Origin of the sequence: Blastococcus sp. URHD0036, assembly GCF_000701365.1 — a bacterium.
Taxonomy (GTDB): Bacteria; Actinomycetota; Actinomycetes; order Mycobacteriales; family Geodermatophilaceae; genus Trujillonella.
On record NZ_KL370778.1, the window covers coordinates 25,667 to 51,102 of the forward strand.

Genomic DNA, 25,436 nt, shown 5'->3' on the forward strand with positions numbered 1-25,436 from the left:
TGACCGGAGAAGGAAGTACGCCATTCGGCCGTAGACTGCCTTCATGACACAGCTGCCGGCTCCGAGCGTTCTCCTCGCCGACCAGCTGTGCTTCGCGCTGTACGCCGCGTCCCGCGCCCTGACCGCGCGCTACCGGCCGCAGCTCGACGAGATCGGGCTGACGTATCCGCAGTACCTGGTCATGATGCTGCTCTGGGAAGAGGACAACCAGACCGTCGGGCAGCTCGGCACCCGGCTGAACCTCGACAGCGGCACCCTGTCGCCGCTGCTCAAGCGGCTCACGGCGGCCGGGCTCGTGACCCGGCACCGCCGGGTGGAGGACGAGCGCTCGGTCTCGATCGCGCTCACCGAGGAGGGCCGGTCGCTGCGGGAGCGCGGCCTCGCCATCTCCGCGGACATGATCTGCGCCCTCCAGCTCGAGGCGAACGACTTCGACGCCCTGAAGTCGCAGCTGGAGACCCTCATCGACCGCGTCGGGACGCCGGGCCGCGCCACCTCCTGAGGCCCCGGTTGTGCGCCATCCGCGGGGGTAGGGGCGACACGAGCGCTGTCCAGCCGTGGGCGGCCCCACCGATGGAGGAGATCCATGCCCTCTCGTAGCGCGCGCACCGCCTGGAACGGGACCCTGCAGGAGGGGGCCGGGCAGGTCGAGCTGTCGAGCTCGCACGCCGGCACCTTCGACGTCAGCTTCCCGAAGCGGACCGCCGACGAGGCCGGCGGCACCACCAGCCCCGAGGAGCTCATCGCCGCGGCGCACTCGTCCTGCTTCGCCATGGCCCTGTCCAGCGAGATCGGCAAGGCCGGGGGCACACCCCAGGCCCTGGAGATCGGCGCCGAGGTGACGCTCGGCCAGAAGGACGGCGCCCCGACCATCACGACGATCCACCTCACCGTCCGCGGCGAGGTCGAGGGGCTGGACGCGGCCGGCTTCGAGAAGGCCGCACAGGCAGCCAAGGCCGGCTGCCCCGTGAGCAAGGCCCTCGCCGGCGTCGGGGAGATCACCCTGGACGCCTCGCTCGACAGCTAGCGGCCGCAGACGCGCGAGTGGCCCAGGACCCGTCGGGGTCCTGGGCCACTCGCGCGTCCGGCGCTCAGCGGGCGAGCGCGGGCTCCAGCTCGTCGGCCGGCTCGGCCTCGGACTGCATGCGCTCCTCGCCGCTCTCCGTCTTCAGCGCCACCTCGCGGATGAACAGGATCGCGACGACGGCGACCACGGCCACGATCGCCGAGACCAGGAAGATCCGGCCGGTGGCGTCGCCGTAGGAGACGGTGATGAGGTCCCGGATGGCCGGGGGCGCATCGGCGAGGTCCGCCAGGCCGACGCTGCCCGAGCCCCCGGTCGGCGCGCCCTCCGGCAGGCCGGCGGTGATCAGCGTGCCGACCCGGGCGCTCAGCACCGCGCCGAGGACCGAGACGCCGATCGTGCCGCCGAGGCTGCGGAAGAACGCCACCGCCGAGCTCGCGGAGCCCAGGTCCTGCGCGGCGACGGTGTTCTGCACCGCCAGGACGAGGTTCTGCATCGTCATGCCGATGCCCGTACCGAGGATGAAGAGGAACACGCCGAGCAGCGGCATCGGGGTGGTGTGGTCGATGGTGGACAGCAGCCCGAACCCGACGACGACGGCCAGCGAGCCGGCCACCAGGAAGCGCTTCCACCGCCCGGTGCGGGTGATCAGCTGACCGGACACGGTCGAGGAGACCAGCAGGCCGGCGACCATCGGGACGGTCAGCAGGCCGGCGGCCGTGGGCGAGTAGCCGCGGGAGATCTGCAGGTACTGACCGAGGAAGACCGTCGCCCCGAACATCGCGACACCGATCGCGACGCTGGCGATGATCGCCAGGGTCGTCGTCCGGTCGCGGAAGAGCCGCAGCGGGACGATCGGCTCCTTGGCGCGGGTCTCGGTCACCAGGAAGGCGACCACCGCCAGCACGCCGCCGGTCAGGAACAGGGCGGTCTCGGTCGAGGCCCAGGCGAAGCTGTCGCCGGCGAGGGTGACCCAGATGAGCAGGGCGGAGACACCGGCGGTCAGGAAGGTCGCGCCCAGGTAGTCGATGTGCACCTGGCGCCTGGTCACCGGGAGGTGCAGCGTGCGCTGGAGCAGGACCAGGGCGACGGCCGCGAAGGGCACGCCGACGTAGAAGCACCAGCGCCAGCCCAGCCAGCTGGTGTCGACGAGCAGGCCACCGAGCAGCGGACCGCCGATGGTCGCCACGGCCATGACGCTGCCGAGCAGACCGGAGTACCGGCCGCGCTCCCGCGGGCTGATCATCGCGGCCATCGCGATCTGGACCAGCGCCTGCAGGCCGCCGAGGCCCAGGCCCTGGAGCACGCGCCAGGCGATGAGCGTCTCGACCGACTGCGACAGACCGGCCAGCATCGAGCCGGCGATGAAGATGACGATGGACAGCTGGATCAGCAGCTTCTTGCTGAACAGGTCGGAGAGCTTGCCCCAGATCGGCGTCGAGGCCGTCGAGGCGAGGAGGGTGGCGGTGACCACCCAGGTGTACTGGCCCTGCGTGCCGTGCAGGTCGGTGATGATCGTGGGCAGGGCGTTGGAGACGACGGTCGAGGACAGGAACGCCACGAACATCGCGAGCATCATCCCCGAGAGGGCCTCGAGGATCTGGCGGTGACTCATCCGGCCCTGCTGTTCCACAGGTGCGGATGCGTCGATGGTGCTGGTCACGGCTCTCCCGGTGGGGATCGGTGCGGAGGTGTGCAGAAGGGGTGCGCGCTCGGGGGCGGTGGTCACGAGGCCACCCGGGTCACGGCGGGGTGCCCGGCGGAGCGGGCGGAGAGCTCGAGGTCGTCGATGAGGCGCTCGACGAGCTCGGACAGCCGGACGGCGTCGTCCTCGTCCCAGCCGGCCAGCGCCGAGGCCGCCCAGTCGTCGCGCAGCGCGCGGGTGGTGACCAGGGCCGCGGCGCCGGCGTCGGTCAGCCGCAGCAGCGTGGCCCGGCCGTCCCTCGGGTCCGGACGGCGCTCGACGTAGCCGGCCCGCTCGAGGGCGGCCACCTGGCGGCTGGCGACGGAGACGTCGATGCCGACGGCGGCCGCGAGCGCGCTGCACCGCTGCTCACCGCTGCGCTCCAGCGGGACCAGCATGGCCCAGCCGTAAGAGGGCAGGTCCCCGTACAGGGAGTCGGCGGCGCGCACCGACAGGTGGCGGCCGGCGCGGATCAGCTGCGAGAGCCCGGCGGTGAGCCGGATCCGGGTGTCAGGCGTGGTGGGCATGGCTTCCTCGAACGTCAGGTACTTGCTGACAGCAACCATATATCTGTTGGTTGCTGTCTGCAACGACCGACGCGCGTGATGTGCGCCATGCACCCCGGAGAGGGAGATCAGGGAGCGGCGGTCCCCCGGACCTGCGCCTCACCGAGCCGGTTGAACCGGCCCAGCAGGTCACCGAGTCGGGCGACGTCCTCGACCGGCCAGTGCGACAGGTCCTCCTCCCAGCGCTCGCGCCGGGCCTCGCGGATCCGGGTGAGCCGCGCCGCGCCCTCGGGCGACGGGGTGAGCACCTGCGCCCGGCCGTCGGTGGGATCGGCCTCGCGGCTGACGAGCCCCAGCTCGACCAGCGAGGACACCTGGCGGCTCACCGTGCTCTTGTCCAGCCCGAGCCGGACCACGAGGTCGGTCGCCCGCAGCGGCCCGGCGTCGGCGAGCAGCGCGAGGAGCCCGTAGGCGGCACCGTCGAGCTCCGGGTGCAGCTCCCGGGCCAACCGCGTGGACATCGCCCGCGACCGGCGCAGCAGCAGCCCGATCTCCCGCTCGACGGCGACGTAGGCCTCGTGCGTGTCGATCGGGCGGCCGGCGGTCACCGCGACTCCCGCGGGCGCCACACGACCAGGGCCGAGGTGGACGGCCGCAGCGGCACGAGCGCGCCGCCGTAACCAGGGTCGCCGCCGTACCCGGCGCGGGCCGCGGACTCCGCGGCCACCCGACGGCTCTCCGACACCTCGAGCTCGTCGATGAGCTCGCGGACGCGGTGCTGCAGCGCCTCGACCTGCGACTCCAGCTCGATGATCCGCTTGATCCCGGCGAGGTTGACGCCGTCCTCCTGCGAGAGGCGCTGCACCTCCCGCAGGAGCGCGACGTCACGCGGGCTGTAGCGGCGGCCGCCACCCGCGGTCCGGCCGGGCCGGACGAGGCCGAGCCGGTCGTACTGGCGCAAGGTCTGCGCGTGCATCCCCGCCAGCTCGGCGGCGACGGAGATGACGAAGACCGGCGCGTCCTCGGCGACCGGGCGCGGATCGCGGTCGCCCCGGGTCGGCACACTCACCGGGCACCTCCACCGGAGACGGCGGCGGTGATCCGGGGCCGCGGGTCGCCCAGTTCCGCCTCGAGGGTCTTGATCGCCTGCTCGGCCACGGCCGACACCCGCTTCGGGACGGCGACCTCGACGGTGACCAGCAGGTCACCGGTGCGACCCTTCCCGGGCACGCCGCGGCCCCGCACGCGGAGGGTCTGCCCGCTGGCGGTGCCGGCCGGCACCCGCAGCGAGACGTTCCCGTCGAGCGTGGGCACGGTCAGCGTCGTGCCGAGCGTGGCCTCGCCGAAGGTGATCGGCACCGAGAGGGTCAGGTCGCTGCCGTTGCGCCCGAACAGCTCGTGCTCGGCGACGTGCACGACGACGAACAGGTCGCCCGCCGGGCCACCGCGCCGTCCCGGGGCGCCCTTGCCGGCCAGCCGGATGCGCTGGCCGTCCTTGACGCCTGCCGGGATGCGCACCGTGATGGTGCGCGTCTGGGTGGTCACGCCGCTGCCGGTGCAGGTGGGGCACGGGTCGTCGACGACCTGACCGCTGCCGCGGCAGTTGCGGCACGGCTCGGAGAAGGCGAACGCGCCCTGGCTGCGGCTGGTCACCCCGGCGCCCTGGCACACCGGGCAGGTGTGCGGCGAGGTGCCGGGCTTGGCGCCGCTGCCGGCGCAGGTGGGGCAGGTGCCCGGGCTCTGCATGCGCAGCGGCACGGTCACCCCGAGGACGGCCTCCTCGAAGGAGAGGGTCGCCTCGGTCTCGACGTCCTGGCCGCGGGCCGGCCCGGAGGCCGCCTGGCTGCGGGCCCGGGCGCTGCCGGGAGCCGCGCCGCCGCCGAAGAGGCCGCCGAGCAGGTCGCCCAGGCCGCCTCCGCCGCCCGCGCGGGTCCCGGCGCCTGCGCCGCCCGCGGCGCCGAACAGGTCACCGAGGTCGAACGGCTGACCGGTGCCGGCGTTGTTCGGGAAGCCGCCGGGGAAGCCGGCCCGCGCGCCCGCCCCGCCGGCGCCGAACAACCGCCGCGCCTCGTCGTACTCGGCGCGCCGCTTCGGGTCCGACAGCACGTCGTAGGCCTCGGACACGTCCTTGAAGCGCGCCTCGGCGTCGGCGTTGCCCGGGTTCTTGTCCGGGTGCAGGTCGCGGGCCAGCTGGCGGTAGGCCTTCTTGATCGCGGCCGCGTCGGCGTCCTGGGCGACGCCCAGCGCTGCGTAGTAGTCCTTCTCGATGAAGTCCCGGGTGCTCATCGGGCGCCTCCTCTCCTGCTCAGTCGGACGCCGCGGAGCCGTCGACCGGCTCCTCCGCGGGCACGGCCGGGGCGGGGGCCGGGCTCTCGGGCTCGGTGACCGCGACCATCGCCGTGCGCAGCACGCGGTCCCCGCGGCGGAAGCCCTGGCGCAGGATCGTGGTCGCCGTGGGCACCCCGACCTCCGCGGAGGTGTCGTGCATGACGGCCTCGTGCAGCGCCGGGTCGAACTCGTCGCCGGTGCTGCCGAACGCCTCGACACCGAGGCCGTCGAGGACCCCGAGCACCCGGTCGGCGACGACCTTGAACGCGCCGGTCAGGTCCCCGTGGTCCCGGGCCCGCTCGATGTCGTCGACGATCGGGAACAGCCCGGCGGCGAACCGCTCGGCTGCCTGGTCGGCGACCAGCGAGCGGTCGCGGTCGACCCGTCGCCGGTAGTTCGCGTACTCCGCGGTGACCCGCTGGAGGTCCTCGGTCCGCTCGGCCAGCTGGCCGGCGAGGTCGCCGTCCGCCGAGCTGACGGGGGCGGGCTCCGGCGCTGCCTGGGCGGGCGCCGTCGTCTCGTTCTCGCTCATCTGCTCCCCTGCTGCAGGACTGGTGGACGGGCCCGGCGGGGAGCCGGCCGGCTGTGCGCCGGCCGGCTCCCGCACCGTGCCGCTGGTGGGGTCGATCCGCCGCTTGTCACGGATTACGACCCGCGGCTGCTCGTCCCCCGTTGTCATCGGCGGGTGTCGTCCTCGTCGACGATCTCGGCGTCGACGACGTCGTCGTCACCCGCCGGGGCGCTCTCGGCACCGCCGGCCTCCGGACCGGCCGCACCGGCGGCACCCGCCGCGCCGGCCTCGGCCTGCTGCGCGTAGAGCGCGCCGCCGACCTCCTGCGAGATGCGGGCGACGTTCTCCTGCGCACCCTTGATCGCGGCGATGTCGGAGCCACCCAGGGCGGAGCGCAGGTCGGTCAGCGCCTCCCCCAGCTGCTCCTTCTTGTCCTCCGGGATCTTGTCGCCGTTCTCGGCCAGGAACTTCTCGGTCTGGTACTGCAGCGACTCGGCCAGGTTGCGGGTCTCGGCCTCCTCGCGGCGGCGCTTGTCGTCCTCGGCGTGTGCCTCGGCGTCGCGCATCATCCGCTCGATGTCGTCCTTGGGCAGGGCCGAGCCGCCGGTGATGGTCATCGACTGCTCCTTGCCCGTGCCGAGGTCCTTGGCGTGGACGTGCACGATGCCGTTGGCGTCGATGTCGAAGGCGACCTCGATCTGCGGGACGCCCCGGGGCGCCGGCGGCAGACCGGTCAGCTCGAACATGCCGAGCTTCTTGTTGTACATCGCCATCTCGCGCTCGCCCTGGAACACCTGGATCTGCACGGACGGCTGGTTGTCGTCGGCCGTCGTGAAGATCTCCGAGCGCTTGGTCGGGATCGTGGTGTTGCGCTCGATGAGCTTGGTCATGATCCCGCCCTTCGTCTCGATGCCGAGCGACAGCGGCGTGACGTCGAGCAGCAGGACGTCCTTGACCTCGCCCTTGAGGACACCGGCCTGCAGGGCGGCGCCGATGGCGACGACCTCGTCCGGGTTGACGCCCTTGTTGGGCTCCTTGCCGCCGGTCAACTCCTTGACGAGCTCGGAGACGGCCGGCATGCGGGTCGAGCCACCCACCAGGACGACGTGGTCGATCTGGCCGACGGAGATGCCGGCGTCGCGCACGGCCTGGTTGAACGGCGCGCGGCACCGGTCGAGCAGGTCCTGGGTGAGCCGCTGGAACTCCGCCCGGGTGATCGTGACGTCCAGGTGCAGCGGGCCGTCGGCGCCGGCGGTGATGTAGGGCAGGTTCACGTTCGTCGACTGCGCGCCGGACAGCTCGATCTTCGCCTTCTCGGCGGCCTCGCGGAGCCGCTGCATGGCGAGCTTGTCCTTGGACAGGTCGATGCCGCTCTGGGCGTTGAACGTCTGCACCAGGTGCTTGACGACGCGCTCGTCCCAGTCGTCGCCGCCGAGGACGTTGTCACCGGCGGTGGCCTTGACCTCGATGACGCCCTCGCCGATCTCCAGCAGGGAGACGTCGAAGGTGCCACCACCGAGGTCGAAGACGAGGATCGTCTGCTCGGTCTCGCCCTTGTCCAGGCCGTAGGCCAGCGCGGCCGCCGTCGGCTCGTTGACGATGCGCAGGACGTTGAGGCCCGCGATCTCGCCGGCCTCCTTGGTGGCCTGGCGCTGCGCGTCCTCGAAGTAGGCGGGGACGGTGATGACGGCGTCGGCGACGGGCTCGCCCAGGTAGGTCTCGGCGTCGCGCTTCAGCTTCTGCAGGATGCGGGCGCTGATCTCCTGGGGGGTGTACTTCTTGCCGTCGATCTCGTCGGTGTGCCAGTTGGTGCCCATGTGCCGCTTGACGCTGCGGATGGTGCGGTCGACGTTGGTGACCGCCTGGTTCTTGGCCGACTGGCCGACGAGGACCTCGCCGTTCTTGGCGAAGGCGACGACCGAGGGAGTGGTACGGGAGCCCTCGGAGTTGGCGATGACCGTCGGCTCGCCGCCCTCCAGGACGGTGACGACGGAGTTCGTGGTGCCGAGGTCGATTCCGACCGCTCGAGCCATGGAGTGGCCTCTCTTCCGTGTTCTGGGGCGTGTGCTGTGCTGGGTCCGGGAGCCGAGGGACGCCGTCCGCCATCTTGCGTCGGGTCCGCTCAACTTTCCTGCCCACCCTAACGGCACGTCCCCCCGCCGTGTTCCCGACCCCGCCGCGAGGGCCCCTCGGCCCGGTTCGACCCCTGCCACACCGCGGCAGTGCCGCGGTGCGGAGGCGCCCGCCGCGCTGTGGCGCGGCAGTGACCACGACATGGCGGCACCCGCTTCGTCCACCGGCCACGACTCCGTCCACAGCCCGAGTCCCGGCCACCTCACGAGAGGTCGTCCGCCCCGACGATCAGGCCATGCACCCCCTCCTCCGGGCCGCAGCCGACCGCCGGCTCGGCGTCTTCACCGCGGCCGACGCCCGCCGGGCCGGTTACGACCACTCCGAGATCCGGCGCCTGTGCGGCTCGGGCGCCTGGCGACGGCTGCGGCGCGGGGTGTACGTCGCCGTCGAGGACCTGGAGCGCGCGGAGGCGACCGGCCGGAGGCGGGGACTCGACGCGCTGGCGGTCTTGGTCGCCCTCGGCCGCCCGGCCGCCGCGCTCAGCCACCTGACCGCCTGCCACCTCTGGGACCTGCCGGTCCCGCGCGCCGCGGACCCCGTCGTCCGGCTCACGGACCCGAGCCACTCGAGAACCGGCCGCGGGTTCCGGGTCACCTGCGGACCGCTGGACGACGGCGAGGTGCGCACCGACGGGCCGTTCCGCCTCACGGCCCCGGCGCGCACGCTCGTGGACTGCGCCCGAGAGGTGTGCCTCGAGGACGCCGTCGTCGCGATGGACGCCGCGCTGCTGAGGAAGCGGCTGACCACGGCGGAACTGGTTGCGGCCGCGACCCGGGCCGCACGGTGGCCGGGTGGGACGCGGGCGGCCCGAGCGGTGTCACTCACCGACGGCCGGGCGGAGTCCCCACTGGAGACCCGCGTGCGCCTGCGCGTCGTCGGTGCCGGGCTCCCGGCATTCGACCTCCAGCGGGAGGTGTGGGCGGACGGTCGCATGATCGCCGTGGCCGACCTGTGGTTCGACGAGTCCGCCGTCGCCGTCCACGTCGACGGGCGGGTGAAGTACACCGACCCCTGGGGCGACCCGGGGCGGGTGCTGTGGGACGAGAAGCGGCGGGAGGACACCGTGCGCCGGTACGACGTCGGCGTCGTCCGCGTGACCTCGGCCGACCTGACACCGACAGGGTGGCCGCCCCTGGAGGCCCGACTGCGAGAGCTGACGAGCCGGCCCGGCCCGGCCCACCGCCGGTTCACCACGGTGCGCCGCCCCGAGGGGCGCCTGCGCACCGGCTGAGCACCGCGGCAGTGCCGCCGGACAGCGCCGACCGCCGCGCTGCAGCACGGCGGTCGGCACGACACCGCGGCACCCGCTCCCTGGGGTCATCGGGGGCGGCGGGGGACGTCACGGGCGGGCGGCGGTTCCGGTTACCGGCGAGTAGCCTGAGGCCGCGCCGCTATCGTGCGCAGGCGAGCGGGCAGCGGTGCCCGTGGCGGTCCGCCGTCGGCCTCCGCGGCCGGCGCGCGACGGCGATGGCTCCCGCTCTCGCCCGCGGACCGGAGATCGTCCGACGCCGACGGGCGTCCGGGAGGGAAGCACATCCATGACGGGTCCGCTGCAGGTCGTCCTCGGCACGATCAGCGTCCTGTTCCTGATCGTCGCGTCCGTGCTCGCCTACCGGGCGGTCCGCGCGATGATCCGCATCATCAAGACGGGCCAGCCCGACAGCAGCCGCAACGGCTCGGTCGGTACGCGGCTGAAGACCCTCGCGGTCGAGTCGCTCGGCCACACCCGGATGCTCAAGTGGTCGGCCATCGGCGCCGCCCACTGGTTCGTCTTCCTGGGCTTCTACGGCTTGTTCCTGACCCTCGTCGAGGCCTTCGGTGAGGTCTGGAACCCCGAGTGGCACCTGCCGATCATCGGCGAGTGGGCGCTGTGGAACCTGTTCGCCGACATCATCGGCACGGGCACGATCCTCGGGATCCTGTACCTGATCTACCGGCGCCAGAAGGACCACCCGCGCCGACAGGGCCGCAAGAGCCGGTTCGCCGGGTCCAACGAGGGCCGTGGCTACTTCGTCGAGGCCGTCGTCCTCACCGTCGGCATCTGCATCCTGCTGATCCGCTCGCTCAAGATCTCCTCCGACCTGACCGACGCCCCCGGCTGGTCGCACCCGGTCTCCGGGCTGATCGCCAACGTGCTGCCCGACAGCCCGACCGCGATCACGGTCGTCGCCTTCGTCAAGATCGTCGTCTCGCTGACCTGGCTCGTGGTCATCAGCCGGATCCTGAACATGGGTGTCGCCTGGCACCGGTTCAGCGCGTTCTTCAACATCTACTGGAAGCGCAACGACGACGGCAGCGTCGCCCTCGGCCCGCTGCAGCCGATGACCTCGAACGGCAAGCCGATCGACTTCGAGGACCCCGGCGAGGACGACGTCTTCGGTCGCGGCAAGATCGAGGACTTCACCTGGAAGGGCATGCTCGACTTCACCACCTGCACGGAGTGCGGTCGGTGCCAGAGCCAGTGCCCGGCGTGGAACACCGGCAAGCCCTTGTCGCCGAAGATGGTGATCATGGACCTGCGGGACCACCTCTACGCGAAGGCCCCGTACCTGCTGGGCGCGCAGACCGCGAGCGAGACCGCCCCGGACTACGACGTCCTCAAGCCCAGCGACGAGCAGGTCTGGGCCTCCGGCTACGCCCGGATCGAGGGCACCAACGACGCGCAGGCGCACCGCCCGCTGGTCGGCACCCTCGAGGAGGGCGGGGTCATCGACCCCGACGTCCTGTGGAGCTGCACGAACTGCGGCGCCTGCGTCGAGCAGTGCCCGGTGGACATCGAGCACATCGACCACATCGACGACATGCGCCGCTACCAGGTGCTCATCGAGTCCAGCTTCCCGTCCGAGGCCGGCGTGATGATGCGCAACCTGGAGAACCGCGGGAACCCGTGGGGCGTCAGCCCGAGCACCCGCGGCGAGTGGATCCGGGAGATGGACTTCGAGATCGAGGTCGCCGACGGCCCGCTCGACGAGGACGTCGAGTACCTGTTCTGGGTCGGCTGCGCCGGCGCCATCGACGACCGCGCCAAGAAGACGACGAAGGCCGTCGCGGAGCTGCTGCACACCGCGGGCGTCCGGTTCGCCGTCCTCGGCGAGGGCGAGACCTGCTCCGGTGACCCCGCCCGCCGCATGGGCAACGAGTTCCTGTTCCAGATGCTGGCGCAGGAGAACGTCGCCACCCTCGACGGCGTCTTCGAGGGGCGGGTGCCGGGCATGCGCAAGGTCGTCACGACCTGCCCGCACTGCTTCAACTCCCTCGGCCGGGAGTACCCGCAGGTCGAGGGCCACTACGAGGTCGTGCACCACACCCAGCTGCTCAACCAGCTGCTCGAGGAGGGCCGGCTGACCCCGGTCACCCCGGTGGACCGCAAGATCACCTACCACGACCCGTGCTTCCTGGGCCGGCACAACAAGGTCTACACGCCGCCCCGCGAGATCCTCGACTCCGTCCAGGGCGTCTCCACGCAGGAGATGCACCGCTGCAAGGACCGCGGCTTCTGCTGCGGCGCCGGCGGCGCGCGCATGTGGATGGAGGAGAAGATCGGCAAGCGGATCAACGCCGAGCGGACCGAGGAGGCCCTCGGCCTCGACCCGGACGTCATCTCCACCGCCTGCCCGTTCTGCATCACGATGCTGAGCGATGCGCTGAACACCAAGAAGCAGAACGGCGAGGCCGCCGAGCACGTCGAGGTCCTGGACGTCAGCCAGATCCTGCTCCGCTCGATGGCGCCGGTCGGCGCCCCGGGCACGGAGGCGGGCGCGGAGGTCGGCACCAAGGACGACGACGTGGCCGGCACCGGCTCCGCGGCGACGGAGCACGACCCCGCCTAGCCACCGCCGCACCGACGACGACGGCGCGTGTCCCCCCGAGGGGGCACGCGCCGTCGCGCGTTCGCGGCTAGAACTGCACGGTGCTCCTCCAGCTGCGGGTGACCGTCCCCCCGGACCGCACCGATGCCGTCCGCGACCTGTTCACCGGGTGCGCGGGAACGGCCCACCTCGCCGTCCTGCCCGGCGCGGGGGTGGCCCCGCCGGGCGACCTCGTCCTCGCCGACGTGGCCCGTGAGTCCGCCGACGGACTGGTCCGGGCGCTGCAGGACCTGCACGTCGACCGCGACGGGGGCATCGCGATGGAGGCCGTGGACGCCGCGGTGTCCACGGCGGCGCGGCAGGCGGAGGAGGCGGCACCGGGGGACGGTGCGGACGCCGTCGTCTGGGAGCAGGTCGTGCGCGCGACCGCCGCGGACTCCGTGCTGTCGGTCTCCTACCTGGCCTTCCTCACCATCGCCACGCTGATCGCCGCGGCGGCGATCGTCAACGACTCGGCGGTCCTCGTCATCGGCGCGATGGTGCTCGGCCCGGAGTTCGGCCCGCTGGCCGCGCTCGCGGTGGCCGCGGTGCACCACCGGCCGGCGCTGGCGCGCACCGCCGCCCGCACGATCGTGGTGGGCTTCGTCGTCGCCATCGCGCTCACCGCCCTGGTCTGTCTCGCCGGACGCGGCCTGGGCTGGTTCGGTCCGGAGCTGCTGGGCGCCGACCGCCCGCAGACCGGCTTCATCACGCGACCCGACCGCTGGTCGTTCGTCGTCGCCGTCCTGGCCGGGGTCGCCGGCGTGCTGTCGCTGACGTCGGCGAAGAGCGGCGCGCTGGTCGGCGTCTTCATCTCCGTCACCACCGTCCCCGCCGCGGCCGACATGGCCCTGTCACTGGCGCTCGGCGGGAGCACCGAGTTCGGCCGCGCCGCACTCCAGCTGGGGATCAACCTGGTGGGCATCCTCGCCGCGGCCACCGCGACCCTGGCGGTCCAGCGGGCCGTCTGGCACCGCATGCCGCGGGTGGTGCCGCGGGTGTCGGCGGTGTCGCCCCACCGGAGGAACACTCCTTAGCCGGGGAAAGGACCCGGTCGCGGGGCGGCTCCGCCGACGGAGGACCATCGACCGGTGACCCGCAGCGCCGACCGCACCGTCCCGACCGAGCCGGGGGCCGAACGGCGGGGACTGGTCCTGGTCGGCGTCGCCATCGTGATGACCGGTCTCAACCTGCGGACGGCGGTCGGCAGCGTCGGCCCGGTCCTCGAGGAGATCGAGGCCTCGCTGGGGCTCTCCAGCGCGGCGGCCGGGCTCCTCACGACCATGCCGGTGCTCTGCTTCGCCGTCCTCGGCTTCGCCGGCCCCCCGCTCTCGGCCCGGTTCCGCGACTCGCACGTGCTGGCCGGTGGCCTGCTGGTGATGGCGGCCGGGCTGGTGCTGCGCTCGTCGGTGAGCTCGGTCGCCCTCTTCTTCCTCGGCACCGTGCTGGCGATGACCGGGGGAGCGCTCGGCAACGTGCTGCTGCCCAGTCTCGTGAAGCGGTACTTCCCGACCCGGACCGGCCTCATGATCGGCGCCTACGGCGTGACCCTCGGGCTGGGCGCCGCCGTCGCAGCCGTCGTGCCGCAGCAGGTCGTGGCGGCGGTCGGGGACGACGGCTGGCGGTGGGGGCTGGGCCTGTGGGCCTTCCTCGCGGTCGCGACGGCGCTGCCCTGGCTCGCGGTGCCGGCCCGGCGGGGGGCCTCGCGCGGCGCGCACCTCGCGGTGCCGATGCGGACCTTGTTGCGCAGCCGCCTGGCGTGGGCGCTGGCCCTGTTCTTCGGCGTGCAGGCGATGCAGGCCTACGTGGTGATCGGCTGGTCCGCCCAGTACCTGCGCGACGCCGGGCTGTCGGCGTCGGCGGCCGGCTGGCTCCTCGGGTTCAACACGCTGCTGACCATCCCGATCAACGGCGTGGTGCCCGTGCTCGCCGTCCGCCAGCGGCTGCAGCGGCCGGTGCTCGCCGCGTCGCTGCTGGCCTACGTCATCGCCTGGACGGGCCTCTGGGTCGCCCCGACGGCCGCGCCGGTGCTGTGGATGGCGATCCTGGCCATCGGCCTCGGCAGCTTCCCCCTGGCGCTCACGCTGTTCGGGCTGCGCGCCCGGTCGCCGGAGTCGACGGCGGCGCTGTCCACCTTCGCCCAGGGCGTGGGCTACGCCATCGCCGGGCTGGGGCCGCTGCTGGTGGGCCTGCTGCGCGGCGCCACCGGCGACTACACCGGCATGTTCGTCGTCGTCCTCGTCGGCGTCGTCGTCCTCGGCGCGGCCGGCTGGATCGGCACCAGCCCGCGCACGATCGAGGACGAGATCGACGTCCCGGCGTCCACCGGCCCGCGGACGACCGAGGTCCTGGAGGTGGCCGGCGAGGCGCCGGTCGTGGTCAGGGAGCCGGGCGGCGCGTCTCCGCGCGGGTGAAGTTCCGGTAGGAGCGGGACGGCGTCGGGCCGCGCTGGTCCTGGTAGCGGGAGCCGTACACCGCCGAGCCGTAGGGGTGCTCCGAGGCGCTGGTCAGCCGGAAGAGGCAGAGCTGGCCGATCTTCATCCCGGGCCAGAGCGTGATCGGCAGGTTCGCCACGTTCGACAGCTCGAGGGTGATGTGGCCGGAGAAGCCCGGGTCCACGAAGCCGGCGGTCGAGTGCGTCAGCAGACCCAGCCGGCCGAGGGAGCTCTTGCCCTCCAGCCGCGCCGCCAGGTCGTCGGGGATCGAGACGACCTCCAGCGTGGAGCCGAGCACGAACTCCCCCGGGTGCAGCACGAAGGGCTCGTCGCCCTCCGGCTCGACCAGCGTCGTCAGGTCGTCCTGCTGCTGCGCGGGGTCGATGTGGGTGTAGCGGGCGTTGTTGAACACCCGGAAGAACCGGTCGAGGCGGACGTCGATGCTCGACGGTTGCACCAGGCCCGGGTCGTGGGGCTCGATGCCCAGACGCCCCTCGGCGATCGCGGCGGTGATGTCGCGGTCGGACAGCAGCATGGCCGGAGTCTAGGGACACGCCGCGCTCACTCCTCCGGGCTGACCGGGGAACCCACGTTCTGGCCGCAGCGCTGCAGTGCGTCGCCGTCGCCCCGTCGGGTGGACCTGCCCGTCCACCGGACGACGTCCAGGCGCCGCATGTACGGTTCGGGGGCCCGGGGGCGGCCCACCTCCGAGCCCATCGCCGGCGGACACGTGACCCCCTCCGCGCCGTCGGCCAGCTGATCGGCGGAACGCGGGAGGTCGTGCGTGCGAGCGGATGAACCGGCTGCCCCCTCCGGGGCCGACCTGTTCTCCGGCGGCGGTGAGAACGGCCGCCTGATGGCCGCGCTGGACTGGTCGCGCACGCCGATCGGGCCGGTGGCCACGTGGCCGGCCAGCCTCCGCTTCGCCGTCCGGACGGTGCTGGCCTCGCGCTTCCCGATGATCCTCACCTGGGGCGCGGAGTACACCCAGATCTACAACGACGCCTACGCCCAGCTGATCGGCGCCAAGCACCCCAGCGCCATCGGCGACGACCTGCGGGTCACCCTCGCCGAGGGCTGGTCGGCACTGCAGGGCCCGGTCGAGCACGCCATCGCCACCCGCGAGCCCAGCTGGATCCCCCAGCTCCTGCTGCCGCTGGAACGGGCCGGGTACCGCGAGGAGGCCTACTTCACCGTCTCGCACGCCCCCGCCTTCGGGGACGACGGCGAGGTCGCCGGCATGCACGCCGTGTGCACGGAGGTCACCCGGCAGGTGCTCGCCGAGCGCCGCCAGGAACTGCTGCGCCGGGTGGCCGCCTCCGACGGACGGCTGGACGACGACGCGGCAGTGATCGGGGGCCTGTGCGCCGCGATCGGCGCGGCCCCGGGCGACGTCCCCTTCGCCGCCGTGTGGCTGAGCCCGGGCGAGGGCGGCGACCTGGCCCTCGTGGGTGCCTGCGGCTGCGACGACGAGCGCCTGCCGGCCCGTGTGGCGGCGGTGGCGGACCTCGCCGACCTCCCCCTCGACGGCCTCGGGACCCAGGCGGGGCCGCTGGGCGATCCGGTCACCGAGTCCGTCGTCCTGCCGCTGACCAGCGGCACGGGCAGCGACCTGCTCGGCGCCCTCGTCGTCGGCGTCAACCCGAACCGTGCCCTGGACGCCGAGTACCGGTCGTTCCTCGACCTGCTGGCCGGACAGGTCTCCTCCGCGGTCGTGAACGCCCGCGCCTACGCGGCCGAGCGGTCGCGCGCGGAGTCGCTGGCCGAGCTGGACCGGGCCAGGACGGCGTTCTTCTCCGACGTCAGCCACGAGCTGCGGACGCCGCTCACGCTGCTGCTCGGCCCGCTCGCCGACGTCCTCGCCGACAGCGGCGACCTGCTCCCCGACGACGTCCGCGACCGGCTGGCCCTCGCCCAGCGCAACGGCAACCGGCTGCGCCGGCTCGTCGACGACCTGCTCGAGTTCGCGAGCATCGAGGCCGGGCGCTCCGAGGCCGTCCGGGTCGCCACGGACGTCGCCGCCCTGACCGCGGAGCTGGCCGGTGTGCTGCGGGCCGCAGCCGAGCGGGCCGGCCTCCAGCTGACCGTGGACTGCCCGCCGCTGCCGCGCACCGCGCACGTGGACCCGCGGATGTGGGAGAAGATCGTCCTCAACCTGGTCAGCAACGCGGTGAAGTACACGTTCGTCGGCAGCATCGACGTCGTGCTCGAGGGCGCGGACGACGGGCTCACCCTCCGCGTCTCCGACACCGGCGTCGGCATCCCCGCCGGCGACCTGCCCTACGTGTTCGAGCGGTTCCACCGCGGCTCGGACAGCCGCGCGCGCAGCCGGGAGGGCACCGGCCTCGGCCTCGCGCTCGTCGCCGAGCTCGTGGCATTGCACGGCGGCACGGCGACCGTGGCCAGCGAGCCCGGGGTGGGCAGCACGTTCACGGTGCGCCTCCCGTACGGCCGGCCCGATGCCGAGGGCACCGGGGCGTCGGGCGCCTCGGACGCGGCGAGGGCCTCGGCACTCACCCCGTGGGACGACGACCCCGCGTGGTCCGCGGGCGCGGTGGCCGGGCCCGGCGAGAGCCGCGCCACGGTGCTCGTGGTCGACGACAACGCCGACATGCGGGCCTACCTGAGCCGGCTGCTCGCCCCCCACCACGACGTCCGGACGGCGGAGAACGGGGAGGAGGCGCTGCAGGAGATCGGGCGCAGCCGGCCCGACCTCGTCCTGACCGACGTGATGATGCCGGTCGTCGACGGCTTCGCGCTGCTGAGCGCGCTGCGGTCGAACGCGGCCACGCGCACCCTCCCGATCGTCATGCTGACCGCACGCGCCGGTCAGGAGGCGGCGGTGGAGGGGCTGGAGGCCGGCGCCGACGACTACCTGCCCAAGCCCTTCGAGTCCGCCGAGCTGATCGCCCGGGTGCGTGCCGTCCTCGACCGCACCGCCGGCACGCGGACCGAGCCGGCCGTGGCGGCCCCGTCCGTCGACACGGCACCTGTCCGGACGGGCCCGCCGCGACCACGGGAGCCCATGACGTCCTGGCCGGCGGTGCCCGAGGCCCCGCCGGTGCCGTCGGCCGACCGTGCCGAGCGGTGGCGGTTCCCCTCGACGTCGTCGTCGATCCCGGCGCTGCGGCGCCGGCTGCGGGTCCTGTTCGCCGACGCGGGACTCGACGAGGACCTCGCCTACGACCTGCTGGTGGCCACCTGCGAGGCCGCCACCAACGCGATCGAGCACGCCCAGGACCCGGCCGAGCCGGTGATCGAGGTGGCCGTGGAGATCGGCCCCGACGACGTGGTGATCGCGGTGCGCGACTCCGGCCACTGGCGGGAGCGGGTGCCGAGCATGGACCGCGGCCGCGGCTCGATGCTGATGAGCGCCTTCGCGGAGGTGACCGCCACCCCGAGCCCGGAGGGCACCACGGTCGTCATCCGGGCCCGCCGCCGCTGAGCAGGCGGGTGTCCTCACCGGAGGAGGCGCCGTGTATCCTCACCGGGACTGCTCGTCCGGCTGCCAGCCGGCGGTCCGCGGCTAGAAAACCGCAGGTCAGAGCAGTACGCGGGTGTAGTTCAATGGTAGAACATCAGCTTCCCAAGCTGACAGTGCGAGTTCGATTCTCGTCACCCGCTCTCCGCGCCCGGACCTGATCCGGTCAGGCGCTCCCCTCCCGCACGGCGGTCACCGACCACAGCGGGTCGCCGGGACCGGGCGGCGTCCGCAGCGCGACCACCGGCTCGCCGAAGCCCCCGGCCCGCCGCGCCAGTTCGGCCACCAGGTCACCGTGGCGCCCCTCCGGCGTGACGAGCCAGCCGCGTACCGCCTTCGTCGGGAAGCACCGGTTGGAGAACGTCAGCGCCAGGACCCCGCCGGGGCGCAGCACGCGGGCGGCGTCGGCGAGGACCTCGATCGGCCGGGTCAGGTAGTCGACGGAGACGCAGCAGACGACGGCGTCCACGCTCCCGTCGGGCAGCGGCACCGAGGGGTCGGCGTTGAGGTCGTGCACGATCCGCTCCGTCGCGGCCGGGTTGGCGGCCAGCTCGGCGGCGTTCATGCCGAGGACCACGAGCTCGGCCGGCGGGGTGCGGAAGTGCGAGACCCACGACGACATCAGGTCCAGCACCCGCATCGGGCGGACGGCGTCCCCGTCGATGCCCAGCTCCGCGTACAGCGCGCCCACCGCCGCGATCGCCCGGTCGTCGATGTGGGTGACCAGGCGCTCCGGCCGGTAGAACACCGCGTCCGGGCTCTCGTCGGCCCGGGAGAAGAAGCCGTCGGGGAAGCCGGCGTAGAGGTCCACCGCCCGAGTCTCGCCCGCCCGCCCGTGCCGGGCACGGCAGACTGCGCGGGTGCCCCCGCCCGCCCGGAACGCCGCCGGACAGGAGCGGCTCGTCGCCGACCTGCGCGCCGCGGGCTGCGTGTTCGCCGAGGACGAGGCCGCCGTCCTGCTCGCCAGCACCGACGACCCCGCCGAGCTGGCCGCGCTCCTCGCCCGCCGGGTGGCCGGCGAACCCCTGGAGCAGGTGGTGGGCTGGGCGCAGTTCGGCGCGGTGCGCGTCCCCGTGGAGCCCGGGGTCTTCGTCCCCCGGCAGCGCAGCCGGCTGCTCGTCGACCTCGCCCTGGCCACCGTGCCGGCGCCGCGGACCGTCGTCGACCTCTGCTGCGGCAGCGGTGCCCTCGGCGCTGCCGTGGCCGCCGCGCTGGCCGGCCCGCTGGAGCTGCACGCCGCCGACCTCGACGCCGCCGCCGTCCGGTGCGCCACGCGCACCCTGGAGCCGTTCGGTGGCCGGGTCCACCGCGGCGATCTCTACGACGCCCTGCCCGGAGAGCTGCGCGGGCGGGTCGACCTGCTGCTGGTCAACGCGCCGTACGTGCCGACCGTCGCCATCGGGCTGATGCCACCGGAGGCGCGGCTGCACGAACCGCGGACGGCCCTCGACGGGGGCACCGACGGACTGGACCTGCACCGCCGCGTCGCCGCGGGGGCTCCCGGCTGGCTGGCTCCCGGGGGGGCCCTGGTCCTGGAGACCAGCGAGGACCAGGCCGAGCGCACGGCCGCGGCGGTGCGGGCGGCCGGCCTGGACCCCCGTGTGCACCGCTGCGCGGACCTCGACGCGACAGCCGTGGTCGGCGTGCGACCGCCCGGGCCACGGACCCTCGCCTAGCCGTTTTCGTACCGGAACCGAACCGGGTTCAGGAACCCGCAGGTCAGCGGGCCCTAGGTCCCTGTACCGCGCGTCACAGTTCCGCAACGATGGGGTCATGACAGACGTGGAGCCCCTCCGACTGGCCCACCTGCGGCTCCGACGGCGACCGTCGGCGCTGCTCGTGGACGTCGACGGCTCTCCCGCTGCCTACCGCTCCCTCGTCTGGGCGCTCACCGAGGCCGCCCGGCGGGAGGCGACGGTCGTCGCCGCCTGCGTCATCGGCGGAGCGGGGGAGGCGGCAGCCGTCGTGGCCGCGGCGCGCGCCCGCGTCGAGGCACAACTGCTGCGGGCCATCGGCGAGACCGGTGTGCACGGTCGCGCCAGCACCGCGGTGCTCGAGCGCCCGGTGTTCGAGGCGCTCTCGGGGACCGCCCGCGGCGGCGACCTCGTCCTGGTCACGGGCACCGGCAAGACGCTGCTCCGCCATGCGGTGCCGCGCGCCCCCACCCGCCGTCTCGCCCGCGGCGCCTGAGCGACGGGATCTGCGAACCGGCCGTGACGTCGTCCTCCTCCGAACGAGCCGTGCCCCCGCTCGATCGGGAGGGCACAGCCGGTGCCACGCGGCTCGCCGCCGCCCTGCGGGCAGCCGCGTCCGTGCGGAGCGCCGCCGACGGGAGCCGGCTGGAGTCGACGCTGACCGAGGTCGTCCGGGTCGCCGTGGAACACGCCTGCGCGACCTACGGCGCCCTGGGCGTCCTCACGCCGGACGGCCGGCAGCTGGACCGCTTCGTCGTCGTCGGGATGGACGAGGCGGACATGGCCCGCATCGGCCGGCTGCCCGACGGCCTGGGCGTCCTCGCCCTCATGGTCGAGGACCCGGTGCCGCTGCGGCTCGAGGACCTCAGCGCCCACCCGGCGGCGGTGGGGCTGCCGCCAGGGCATCCCCCCATGCGGTCCTTCCTCGGCGTGCCGATCTCGGCCGGCGAGACGGTGTTCGGGCACCTCTACCTCACCGAGAAGCGGGGCGGCGGCGGGTTCACCGCGGCCGACGAGGAGGTGGTCGAGGCCCTGGCCGCGGCCGCCGGGCTGGCCGTCGAGAACGCCCGGCTCGCCGAGGCCGCCGAGCGGCGCCGGGAGTGGGCCCAGGCCGCGGCCTCGGTGGTGACCTCCCTGCTGTCGGGCACCGACCCCGACCGGGTGCTGCACGAGGTGGTCGACCGGGTGACCGACCTCGCCGACGCCGACCTCTGCGGCGTGCTGGCACCGCAGGAGGACGACGGGGGGACGTTCACCGTCCTCGCGGCGGCCGGCGAGTTCGGTGCCGACGCCGAGGGGGTGCGGATGCCGCTGTCCGACACGCGCCTGTTCGAGGCACACGCCGCCGGGGTGCCGGTGGTCCTCGACGACATCACCGCCACCGCGGAGAGCCGCTCCTACGCGCCCGTGGTCCGCGAGCTCATGCGGGCGGGCTTCGGGCCGGGCCTGGTGGTGCCGCTGCCCGGCCGGCCGGCACCGGCGACCATCGTGGCCGTGCGGCACGTGGGCCGGCCGGCCTTCGACGCCGAGACCCTCGAGCTCGCCACGACCTTCACCGCGCAGGTCGCGGTCGCCCTCGAGCTGGCACGGAGCCAGGCGCGGGAGCGCGACCTGCGGGTGAGCGCCGACCGCGACCGGATCGCCCGCGACCTGCACGACCACGTGGTCCAGCGGATCTACGCCAGCGGGCTGGCGCTGGACCGGATCAGCCGTTCGCTGGAGGAGCGGGAGCCCCAGGCCGCGGCCCGCATCGCCGAGCGGGTGGACGAGCTCGACCAGACGATCGCCCGGATCCGGACGGCGATCTTCGAGCTGCACGAGGACTCCACCGGCACCCCCGACGCCGTCCGGGCCCGGCTGGGCGAGGTGGTGCGGTCGGTGACCGAGGGCCACGAGCTGCGGACCGATCTGCGGGTGCGCGACGGCTCCGACGACCTGCCCCCCGCACTGGTGCACGACGTCGTGGCGGTGGTGCGGGAGCTCGTGACGAACGTGGTGCGGCACGCGGGGGCCAGCCGGGTCACCGTCGAGCTCCAGGCCGACGGCGAGGTGGCGGTGGTCGTCACCGACGACGGGCGGGGCATGCCGCCGGTCACGGCCCGCAGCGGGCTGGCCAACCTCGCCGACCGGGCCGAGCGGCGCGGCGGCCAGATGGTCGTGCTCGCCGGCCCGCCGGGCACCGAGGTGCGCTGGATGGTCCCGCGCCCACAGCCCGGGGACGGCGGATCCGGCTGATCAGCCGCGGTCGCGCAGCTCGGTGGCGAGGATCGCGGCCTGTGTCCGGCGCTCGAGGTTGAGCTTGGCGAGCAGGTGGCTGGTGTAGTTCTTCACCGTCTTCTCGGCCAGCCCCATGCGGGCGCCGATCTGCCGGTTGGTCAGGCCCTCGCCGATGAGCAGCAGCACGGTGCGCTCCTGCTCGGTCAGGCTCGCCAGCCGCCGCTGCCGCTCCGGGTCCCGCGGCCGCGGGGCGATGCGCTCGGCCGGCGCCGGCCCGAAGTGGGTGCCGCCCCCGGCGACGGTCAGGACGGCGGAGACGAGCGCCGCCCCGCGGACCTGCTTGAGCAGGTAGCCCGCGGCCCCGGCGGCGACCGCCGCGGCCACGGCGTCGTCGTCGGCGTAGCTGGTCAGGATCAGGCAGCGGAGCCCGGGCACGCGCTCACGCAGTCGCCGGCAGACCTCGGCGCCGTCCCCGTCGGGCAGGCGCATGTCGACGACCGTCACGTCCGGCCGGACGGCGGGCACCCGCGCGTAGGCCTCCGCGGCGGAGCCGGCCTCGCCGACGACCACGATGGTGGGGTCGTCCTCGAGCACCTCGGCGACGCCGCGGCGGACGACCTCGTGGTCGTCCACGAGGAACACGCGCACGCTTCCCGCCACGGCCACCGCCCTGCTGTGAGGTGTGTCACATCCCGACACCGTTCACGGAGAGTAGTACCAGCAGGTGGCGCCCACGACCCAGCGGCGCGCTGCCTCAGGCGGGGAGCAGCAGGGCCGCGTAGAGCGTCAGCCCCGGACCGAACGCCATGGCCACCACCGGGCCGTCGACGTCGGCGAGTTCGTCGAGCACCAGCAGGACGGTCGCCGAGGAGCAGTTCCCGTGCTCGGCGAGGACCCGGCGGGAGGCCGAGATCTGCTCCTCGGTCAGCCCCAGCTCGTCGCGGACGACGTCGAGGATGCGCGGGCCGCCGGGGTGCACCGCCCAGCCGGCGACGTCCTCCACCCGGAGTCCCGCCGCCGACAGGAGCTCGTCGACGACCCCGCCGACGTGCCGGGAGAGCACGTCGGGCACCCGGGGGGACAGGCCCATCCGGAAGCCGAGGTCGGTGACGTCCCAGGTCATGTGGTCGGAGGTGGAGTTGTCGGTCCGGGCCACGACGCCCGCCAGCCGCCGCCCCCGCCCGGCACCCGGCTGCACCACCACGGCCGCCGCGGCGTCGGAGAACAGCGCGTGCGCCACCACCTGCTCGAGGTCCCGCTGCGCCGGCTGCACGTGCAGGCTGGTCAGCTCGCAGCAGAGCAGGACGGCCGGCCGGGCCCGCGCGGTGACGTAGTCGCCGACCGCAGCGAGCCCCGGGATGGCGGCGTAGCAGCCCATGTGCCCGACCAGCAGCCGCTGCAGGTTCGCGGGCATCCCCAGGTCGCTGGCCAGCCGGATGTCCAGCCCGGGGGTGGCGTACCCGGTGCAGGTGACGACGGCGAACATCCCGACGTCGCCGGGAGCCAGCCCCGCGCTGTCCAGGGCGCCGGCCACCGCCTGCTTGCCCAGCGGCAGCGCCTCCTGGACGTAGCGCGCCATGCGGGCGCCCGTGCCCCACCCGCTGAGGTCCTCGTGCACGGGGTTGGCCACTGCATGCCGGGTGCGCACCCCGGCACCGGTGAAGATCCGCTTCGCCGCGCGGACGCCCTCGTAGTGCCGGGCGAAGAAGCCGTCCCAGGCCGCCTCCTGGTCCAGGGACGCCGGCAACGCCGACCCGGAGCCCGTGACGACCGCGCTCACCACCGCGGGTCCCCGGCGTCCGTGCTGCTCAGCGAGGCGCTCATGGCTCGACGGTAAGCGGGGTCGGGGATCCGTGCCGCCTCACCGGGTCGTGGGCACCCGACTCCGCCGCGCGGGGCGTGGCGCGCTTCACGCCGTAGCCGGCGAAGAGCACGCTGGTGAGCGGCAGCCGGCGCATCCGCACGGTCGACCGCCGACCGCGCCGCCACGCCACCAGGTCGCGCACCGAGGGCCGCAGGCCCACCAGCCGCAGATCCAGCCCCAGCCGGTCGGCGGCCGCGAGCAGCCTGCGGCGGTCGACGAAGAGCGCGGGGTCGTGGATGCCGGGCGGCGGGCCGCCGGGGAGGCGCTCGAACAGGTCGACGGCGATCCACCCGGCGAGACGGGTGTCGGCGATCGCGTCGATCACCAGCGTGCCGCCGGGCCGGAGGAGGCGTGCGCACTCGGCGAGGACCGCGACGTCGTCCTCGACGTGCTCCAGCACCTCACCCGCGACGACGACGTCGGTGCAGGCGTCGGCGAGGGGCACCTCGAGCACCGAGGCGCGCACCGGGAGCACGCCGTGCTCGCGCGCCGTGCGCAGCCCCGCCAGGTTGAGGTCCACCCCGACGTGCCGGTACCCGAGCCGCGCCGCGTACGGGGCCATCAGTCCCCCGCCGCAGGCGAGGTCCACCAGGAGGCTGCCGGGTCGCGCCGCCGGCGGGATGTGCCCGGCGCGGGCGGCGGCCAGCCAGTGGAGCATCGCGAACCCCCCGGCCGGCTGCCACCACTGGTCGGCGAGCTCGTCGTACTGGGCCGGGTCGTTGCGCCGGGGGTCCGTCCGTCTCATGCGGCTCCCTGATCAGCTCTTCTTCAGCGGGTCGTGACCCCAGTTCATCAGCGAGTACCGCCACGTGGACGACTCGACGTCCTCCTTCTTCGGCTCCTGGGCCAGGTGGCGCTGCACGTAGCCGTGGACCTTGCGCATGTGCGCGTGGTCGTCGTCGGTCAGGTCGTCCTTCTTCGTCCTCAGCAGCTCGACGATCCGGCGGCCGGACTCGTGCCCGGTGGACTCGCCGGACCCGCTCTTCTGCCCGACCGCCTTCGACTCGTCGGTCTCCAGCCACTCCTCGAGCTCCTTGGGCGTCATGTTCACCGCCTCGCCGAACTCCCGGCGGATGGTGTCGGAATCGTCGTCGGCCATGCGTCCTCCTCGGTCGGGTTCGGTCGCCCCCTACCCGGTGGTGCCCCGCCGGGAACGGCCGGCGCCGGCCGCCCGCGTCGCGGGTCCGGTTTCCGCACCGGGCCTGCGGATACAGGCCCTGCGTCGACGCCGAGGTCGGCACGAGGGAGGACCCCACCATGAGCGAGCCCGGCAGCGGACGCACCCCGCACCCCGAGCAGCCCGCCGAGAGCGGCGGACAGGAACCCGGTCAGGACGGCACCGGCCGCACGCCCCATCCCGAGCAGCCCGCGGAGGGCGCGGACGAGGCGGGGGACGAGGGCGCCGACACCCCGTCCTGACCCCTTCACCGGCTCCTCCGGCGTCCCGCATCGATCTCGCGATGCGGGACGTCGTCTCTCTTGACGCTCCACGCAGGCGTGCCCTAGCGTCGTCGGCACCGTTCGCGCGCAGATCCATCCGGGGAGGCAGACCGTGACCGCAGCCGGTACGCCCGCCCCGTCGCTGCGCCCGAGCATCCGCCCCGGCACCGCCGCCGGGGCCGTTCAAGTCCCCTTCTGAGCCGCCGAACGCGAGCCCGCCGACGTCCCGACGTCCGCGGGCTCGTGGCGCATCGCCGTGTCCCCGCCGCCC

General features: G+C 74.1%; 23 protein-coding genes, 1 tRNA gene and 3 pseudogenes. 14 read left to right on the plus strand and 13 right to left on the minus strand.

Features of this window, described 5'->3' with window-relative positions:
* Nucleotides 1–43: 43 nt before the first annotated feature.
* Complete coding sequence (locus tag N555_RS0123830; RefSeq protein ID WP_029433998.1) at nucleotides 44–502, plus strand: MarR family winged helix-turn-helix transcriptional regulator; 459 nt, start codon at nucleotides 44–46, stop codon at nucleotides 500–502.
* 84 nt (nucleotides 503–586) lie between these two features.
* A complete protein-coding gene (locus N555_RS0123835) occupies nucleotides 587–1,027 on the plus strand; it encodes an OsmC family peroxiredoxin (RefSeq protein WP_029433999.1) in 441 nt (146 codons plus the stop codon).
* 64 nt (nucleotides 1,028–1,091) lie between these two features.
* Here the strand turns inward: N555_RS0123835 and N555_RS0123840 are convergent, their stop codons facing one another.
* From N555_RS0123840 to dnaK, 7 genes are all read right to left on the minus strand, one after another.
* A complete protein-coding gene (locus tag N555_RS0123840; RefSeq protein ID WP_231503131.1) occupies nucleotides 1,092–2,687 on the minus strand; it encodes an MFS transporter in 1,596 nt (531 codons plus the stop codon).
* Between the two features lie 62 nt (nucleotides 2,688–2,749).
* Nucleotides 2,750–3,235, minus strand: coding sequence for a MarR family winged helix-turn-helix transcriptional regulator (locus N555_RS26405; protein ID WP_034512362.1), 486 nt, complete (start codon nucleotides 3,233–3,235; stop codon nucleotides 2,750–2,752).
* 107 nt (nucleotides 3,236–3,342) lie between these two features.
* Nucleotides 3,343–3,822: a MarR family winged helix-turn-helix transcriptional regulator gene (locus tag N555_RS0123850; RefSeq protein WP_034512366.1), complete on the minus strand. Its 480-nt coding sequence runs from the start codon at nucleotides 3,820–3,822 to the stop codon at nucleotides 3,343–3,345.
* Complete coding sequence (locus N555_RS0123855; RefSeq protein ID WP_029434003.1) at nucleotides 3,819–4,283, minus strand: heat shock protein transcriptional repressor HspR; 465 nt, start codon at nucleotides 4,281–4,283, stop codon at nucleotides 3,819–3,821. The genes N555_RS0123850 and N555_RS0123855 overlap by 4 nt, the downstream gene beginning before the upstream one ends.
* A complete protein-coding gene (gene dnaJ, locus N555_RS0123860; RefSeq protein ID WP_029434004.1) occupies nucleotides 4,280–5,500 on the minus strand; it encodes a molecular chaperone DnaJ in 1,221 nt (406 codons plus the stop codon). The genes N555_RS0123855 and dnaJ overlap by 4 nt, the downstream gene beginning before the upstream one ends.
* 19 nt (nucleotides 5,501–5,519) lie before the next feature.
* Nucleotides 5,520–6,221 (minus strand): nucleotide exchange factor GrpE, encoded by a 702-nt coding sequence (grpE, locus tag N555_RS0123865; protein ID WP_029434005.1) that lies wholly within the window; start codon nucleotides 6,219–6,221, stop codon nucleotides 5,520–5,522.
* A complete protein-coding gene (gene dnaK, locus N555_RS0123870; RefSeq protein ID WP_029434006.1) occupies nucleotides 6,218–8,086 on the minus strand; it encodes a molecular chaperone DnaK in 1,869 nt (622 codons plus the stop codon). Before dnaK ends, grpE begins: the two co-directional genes overlap by 4 nt.
* Before the next feature lie 335 nt (nucleotides 8,087–8,421).
* Here dnaK and N555_RS0123875 point away from each other — a divergent pair, with 335 nt between their 5' ends.
* From N555_RS0123875 to N555_RS0123890, 4 genes are all read left to right on the plus strand, one after another.
* Entirely contained in the window at nucleotides 8,422–9,417 is a 996-nt protein-coding gene (locus N555_RS0123875; RefSeq protein ID WP_029434007.1) for a type IV toxin-antitoxin system AbiEi family antitoxin domain-containing protein, read from the plus strand.
* A 307-nt stretch (nucleotides 9,418–9,724) separates the two neighbouring features.
* Nucleotides 9,725–12,016, plus strand: coding sequence for a (Fe-S)-binding protein (locus N555_RS0123880; RefSeq protein ID WP_029434008.1), 2,292 nt, complete (start codon nucleotides 9,725–9,727; stop codon nucleotides 12,014–12,016).
* A gap of 80 nt (nucleotides 12,017–12,096) precedes the next feature.
* Nucleotides 12,097–13,071, plus strand: a complete 975-nt coding sequence (locus N555_RS0123885) for a DUF389 domain-containing protein (RefSeq protein WP_029434009.1) — start codon at nucleotides 12,097–12,099, stop codon at nucleotides 13,069–13,071.
* Nucleotides 13,072–13,125: 54 nt separating this feature from the next.
* On the plus strand, nucleotides 13,126–14,448 hold the full coding sequence (locus tag N555_RS0123890; protein ID WP_051684423.1) for an MFS transporter: 1,323 nt from the start codon (nucleotides 13,126–13,128) through the stop codon (nucleotides 14,446–14,448).
* On the opposite strand, the gene dcd is transcribed toward N555_RS0123890, so the two are convergent.
* Entirely contained in the window at nucleotides 14,414–15,004 is a 591-nt protein-coding gene (gene dcd / locus N555_RS0123895; protein ID WP_029434011.1) for a dCTP deaminase, read from the minus strand. The genes N555_RS0123890 and dcd overlap by 35 nt on opposite strands.
* 705 nt (nucleotides 15,005–15,709) lie before the next feature.
* Here dcd and N555_RS29305 point away from each other — a divergent pair.
* The 4 genes and pseudogenes from N555_RS29305 to N555_RS0123910 form a co-directional block, all read left to right on the plus strand.
* Nucleotides 15,710–16,906, plus strand: a pseudogene (locus N555_RS29305) (sensor histidine kinase); the annotation flags it as partial.
* A 159-nt stretch (nucleotides 16,907–17,065) separates the two neighbouring features.
* Nucleotides 17,066–17,404, plus strand: a pseudogene (locus N555_RS29310) (response regulator transcription factor); the annotation flags it as partial.
* Between the two features lie 171 nt (nucleotides 17,405–17,575).
* Nucleotides 17,576–17,914, plus strand: a pseudogene (locus N555_RS29315) (ATP-binding protein); the annotation flags it as partial.
* A gap of 108 nt (nucleotides 17,915–18,022) precedes the next feature.
* A tRNA-Gly gene (locus N555_RS0123910) sits at nucleotides 18,023–18,093 on the plus strand.
* Nucleotides 18,094–18,116: 23 nt separating this feature from the next.
* Here the strand turns inward: N555_RS0123910 and N555_RS0123915 are convergent.
* Entirely contained in the window at nucleotides 18,117–18,761 is a 645-nt protein-coding gene (locus N555_RS0123915) for a methyltransferase domain-containing protein (RefSeq protein ID WP_029434013.1), read from the minus strand.
* 49 nt (nucleotides 18,762–18,810) lie between these two features.
* On the opposite strand from N555_RS0123915, the gene N555_RS0123920 reads away from it, so the two are divergent.
* The 3 genes from N555_RS0123920 (at nucleotide 18,811) to N555_RS0123930 (ending at nucleotide 21,879) form a co-directional block, all read left to right on the plus strand.
* Nucleotides 18,811–19,626 carry a putative protein N(5)-glutamine methyltransferase gene (locus N555_RS0123920; protein ID WP_029434014.1) on the plus strand — a complete coding sequence of 272 codons (816 nt, stop codon included), beginning with the start codon at nucleotides 18,811–18,813 and terminating at the stop codon, nucleotides 19,624–19,626.
* Between the two features lie 97 nt (nucleotides 19,627–19,723).
* Nucleotides 19,724–20,140: a universal stress protein gene (locus tag N555_RS0123925; RefSeq protein WP_156036515.1), complete on the plus strand. Its 417-nt coding sequence runs from the start codon at nucleotides 19,724–19,726 to the stop codon at nucleotides 20,138–20,140.
* A 50-nt stretch (nucleotides 20,141–20,190) separates the two neighbouring features.
* On the plus strand, nucleotides 20,191–21,879 hold the full coding sequence (locus N555_RS0123930; RefSeq protein ID WP_231503132.1) for a sensor histidine kinase: 1,689 nt from the start codon (nucleotides 20,191–20,193) through the stop codon (nucleotides 21,877–21,879).
* Here the strand turns inward: N555_RS0123930 and N555_RS0123935 are convergent, their stop codons facing one another.
* The 4 genes from N555_RS0123935 to N555_RS0123950 all read right to left on the minus strand — a co-directional run bounded on the left by N555_RS0123935 (nucleotide 21,880) and on the right by N555_RS0123950 (nucleotide 24,824).
* Complete coding sequence (locus N555_RS0123935; protein ID WP_197029138.1) at nucleotides 21,880–22,509, minus strand: response regulator; 630 nt, start codon at nucleotides 22,507–22,509, stop codon at nucleotides 21,880–21,882. It abuts the gene before it with no gap.
* Nucleotides 22,510–22,615: 106 nt separating this feature from the next.
* Nucleotides 22,616–23,641, minus strand: a complete 1,026-nt coding sequence (locus N555_RS0123940) for a type III polyketide synthase (protein WP_231503134.1) — start codon at nucleotides 23,639–23,641, stop codon at nucleotides 22,616–22,618.
* 40 nt (nucleotides 23,642–23,681) lie between these two features.
* Complete coding sequence (locus N555_RS0123945) at nucleotides 23,682–24,470, minus strand: methyltransferase domain-containing protein (protein WP_081866462.1); 789 nt, start codon at nucleotides 24,468–24,470, stop codon at nucleotides 23,682–23,684.
* A gap of 12 nt (nucleotides 24,471–24,482) precedes the next feature.
* On the minus strand, nucleotides 24,483–24,824 hold the full coding sequence (locus tag N555_RS0123950; protein ID WP_029434020.1) for a DUF3140 domain-containing protein: 342 nt from the start codon (nucleotides 24,822–24,824) through the stop codon (nucleotides 24,483–24,485).
* A 158-nt stretch (nucleotides 24,825–24,982) separates the two neighbouring features.
* Here N555_RS0123950 and N555_RS28080 point away from each other — a divergent pair, with 158 nt between their 5' ends.
* Nucleotides 24,983–25,144: a hypothetical protein gene (locus tag N555_RS28080; RefSeq protein WP_156036516.1), complete on the plus strand. Its 162-nt coding sequence runs from the start codon at nucleotides 24,983–24,985 to the stop codon at nucleotides 25,142–25,144.
* The last annotated feature ends 292 nt before the right edge of the window (nucleotides 25,145–25,436 follow it).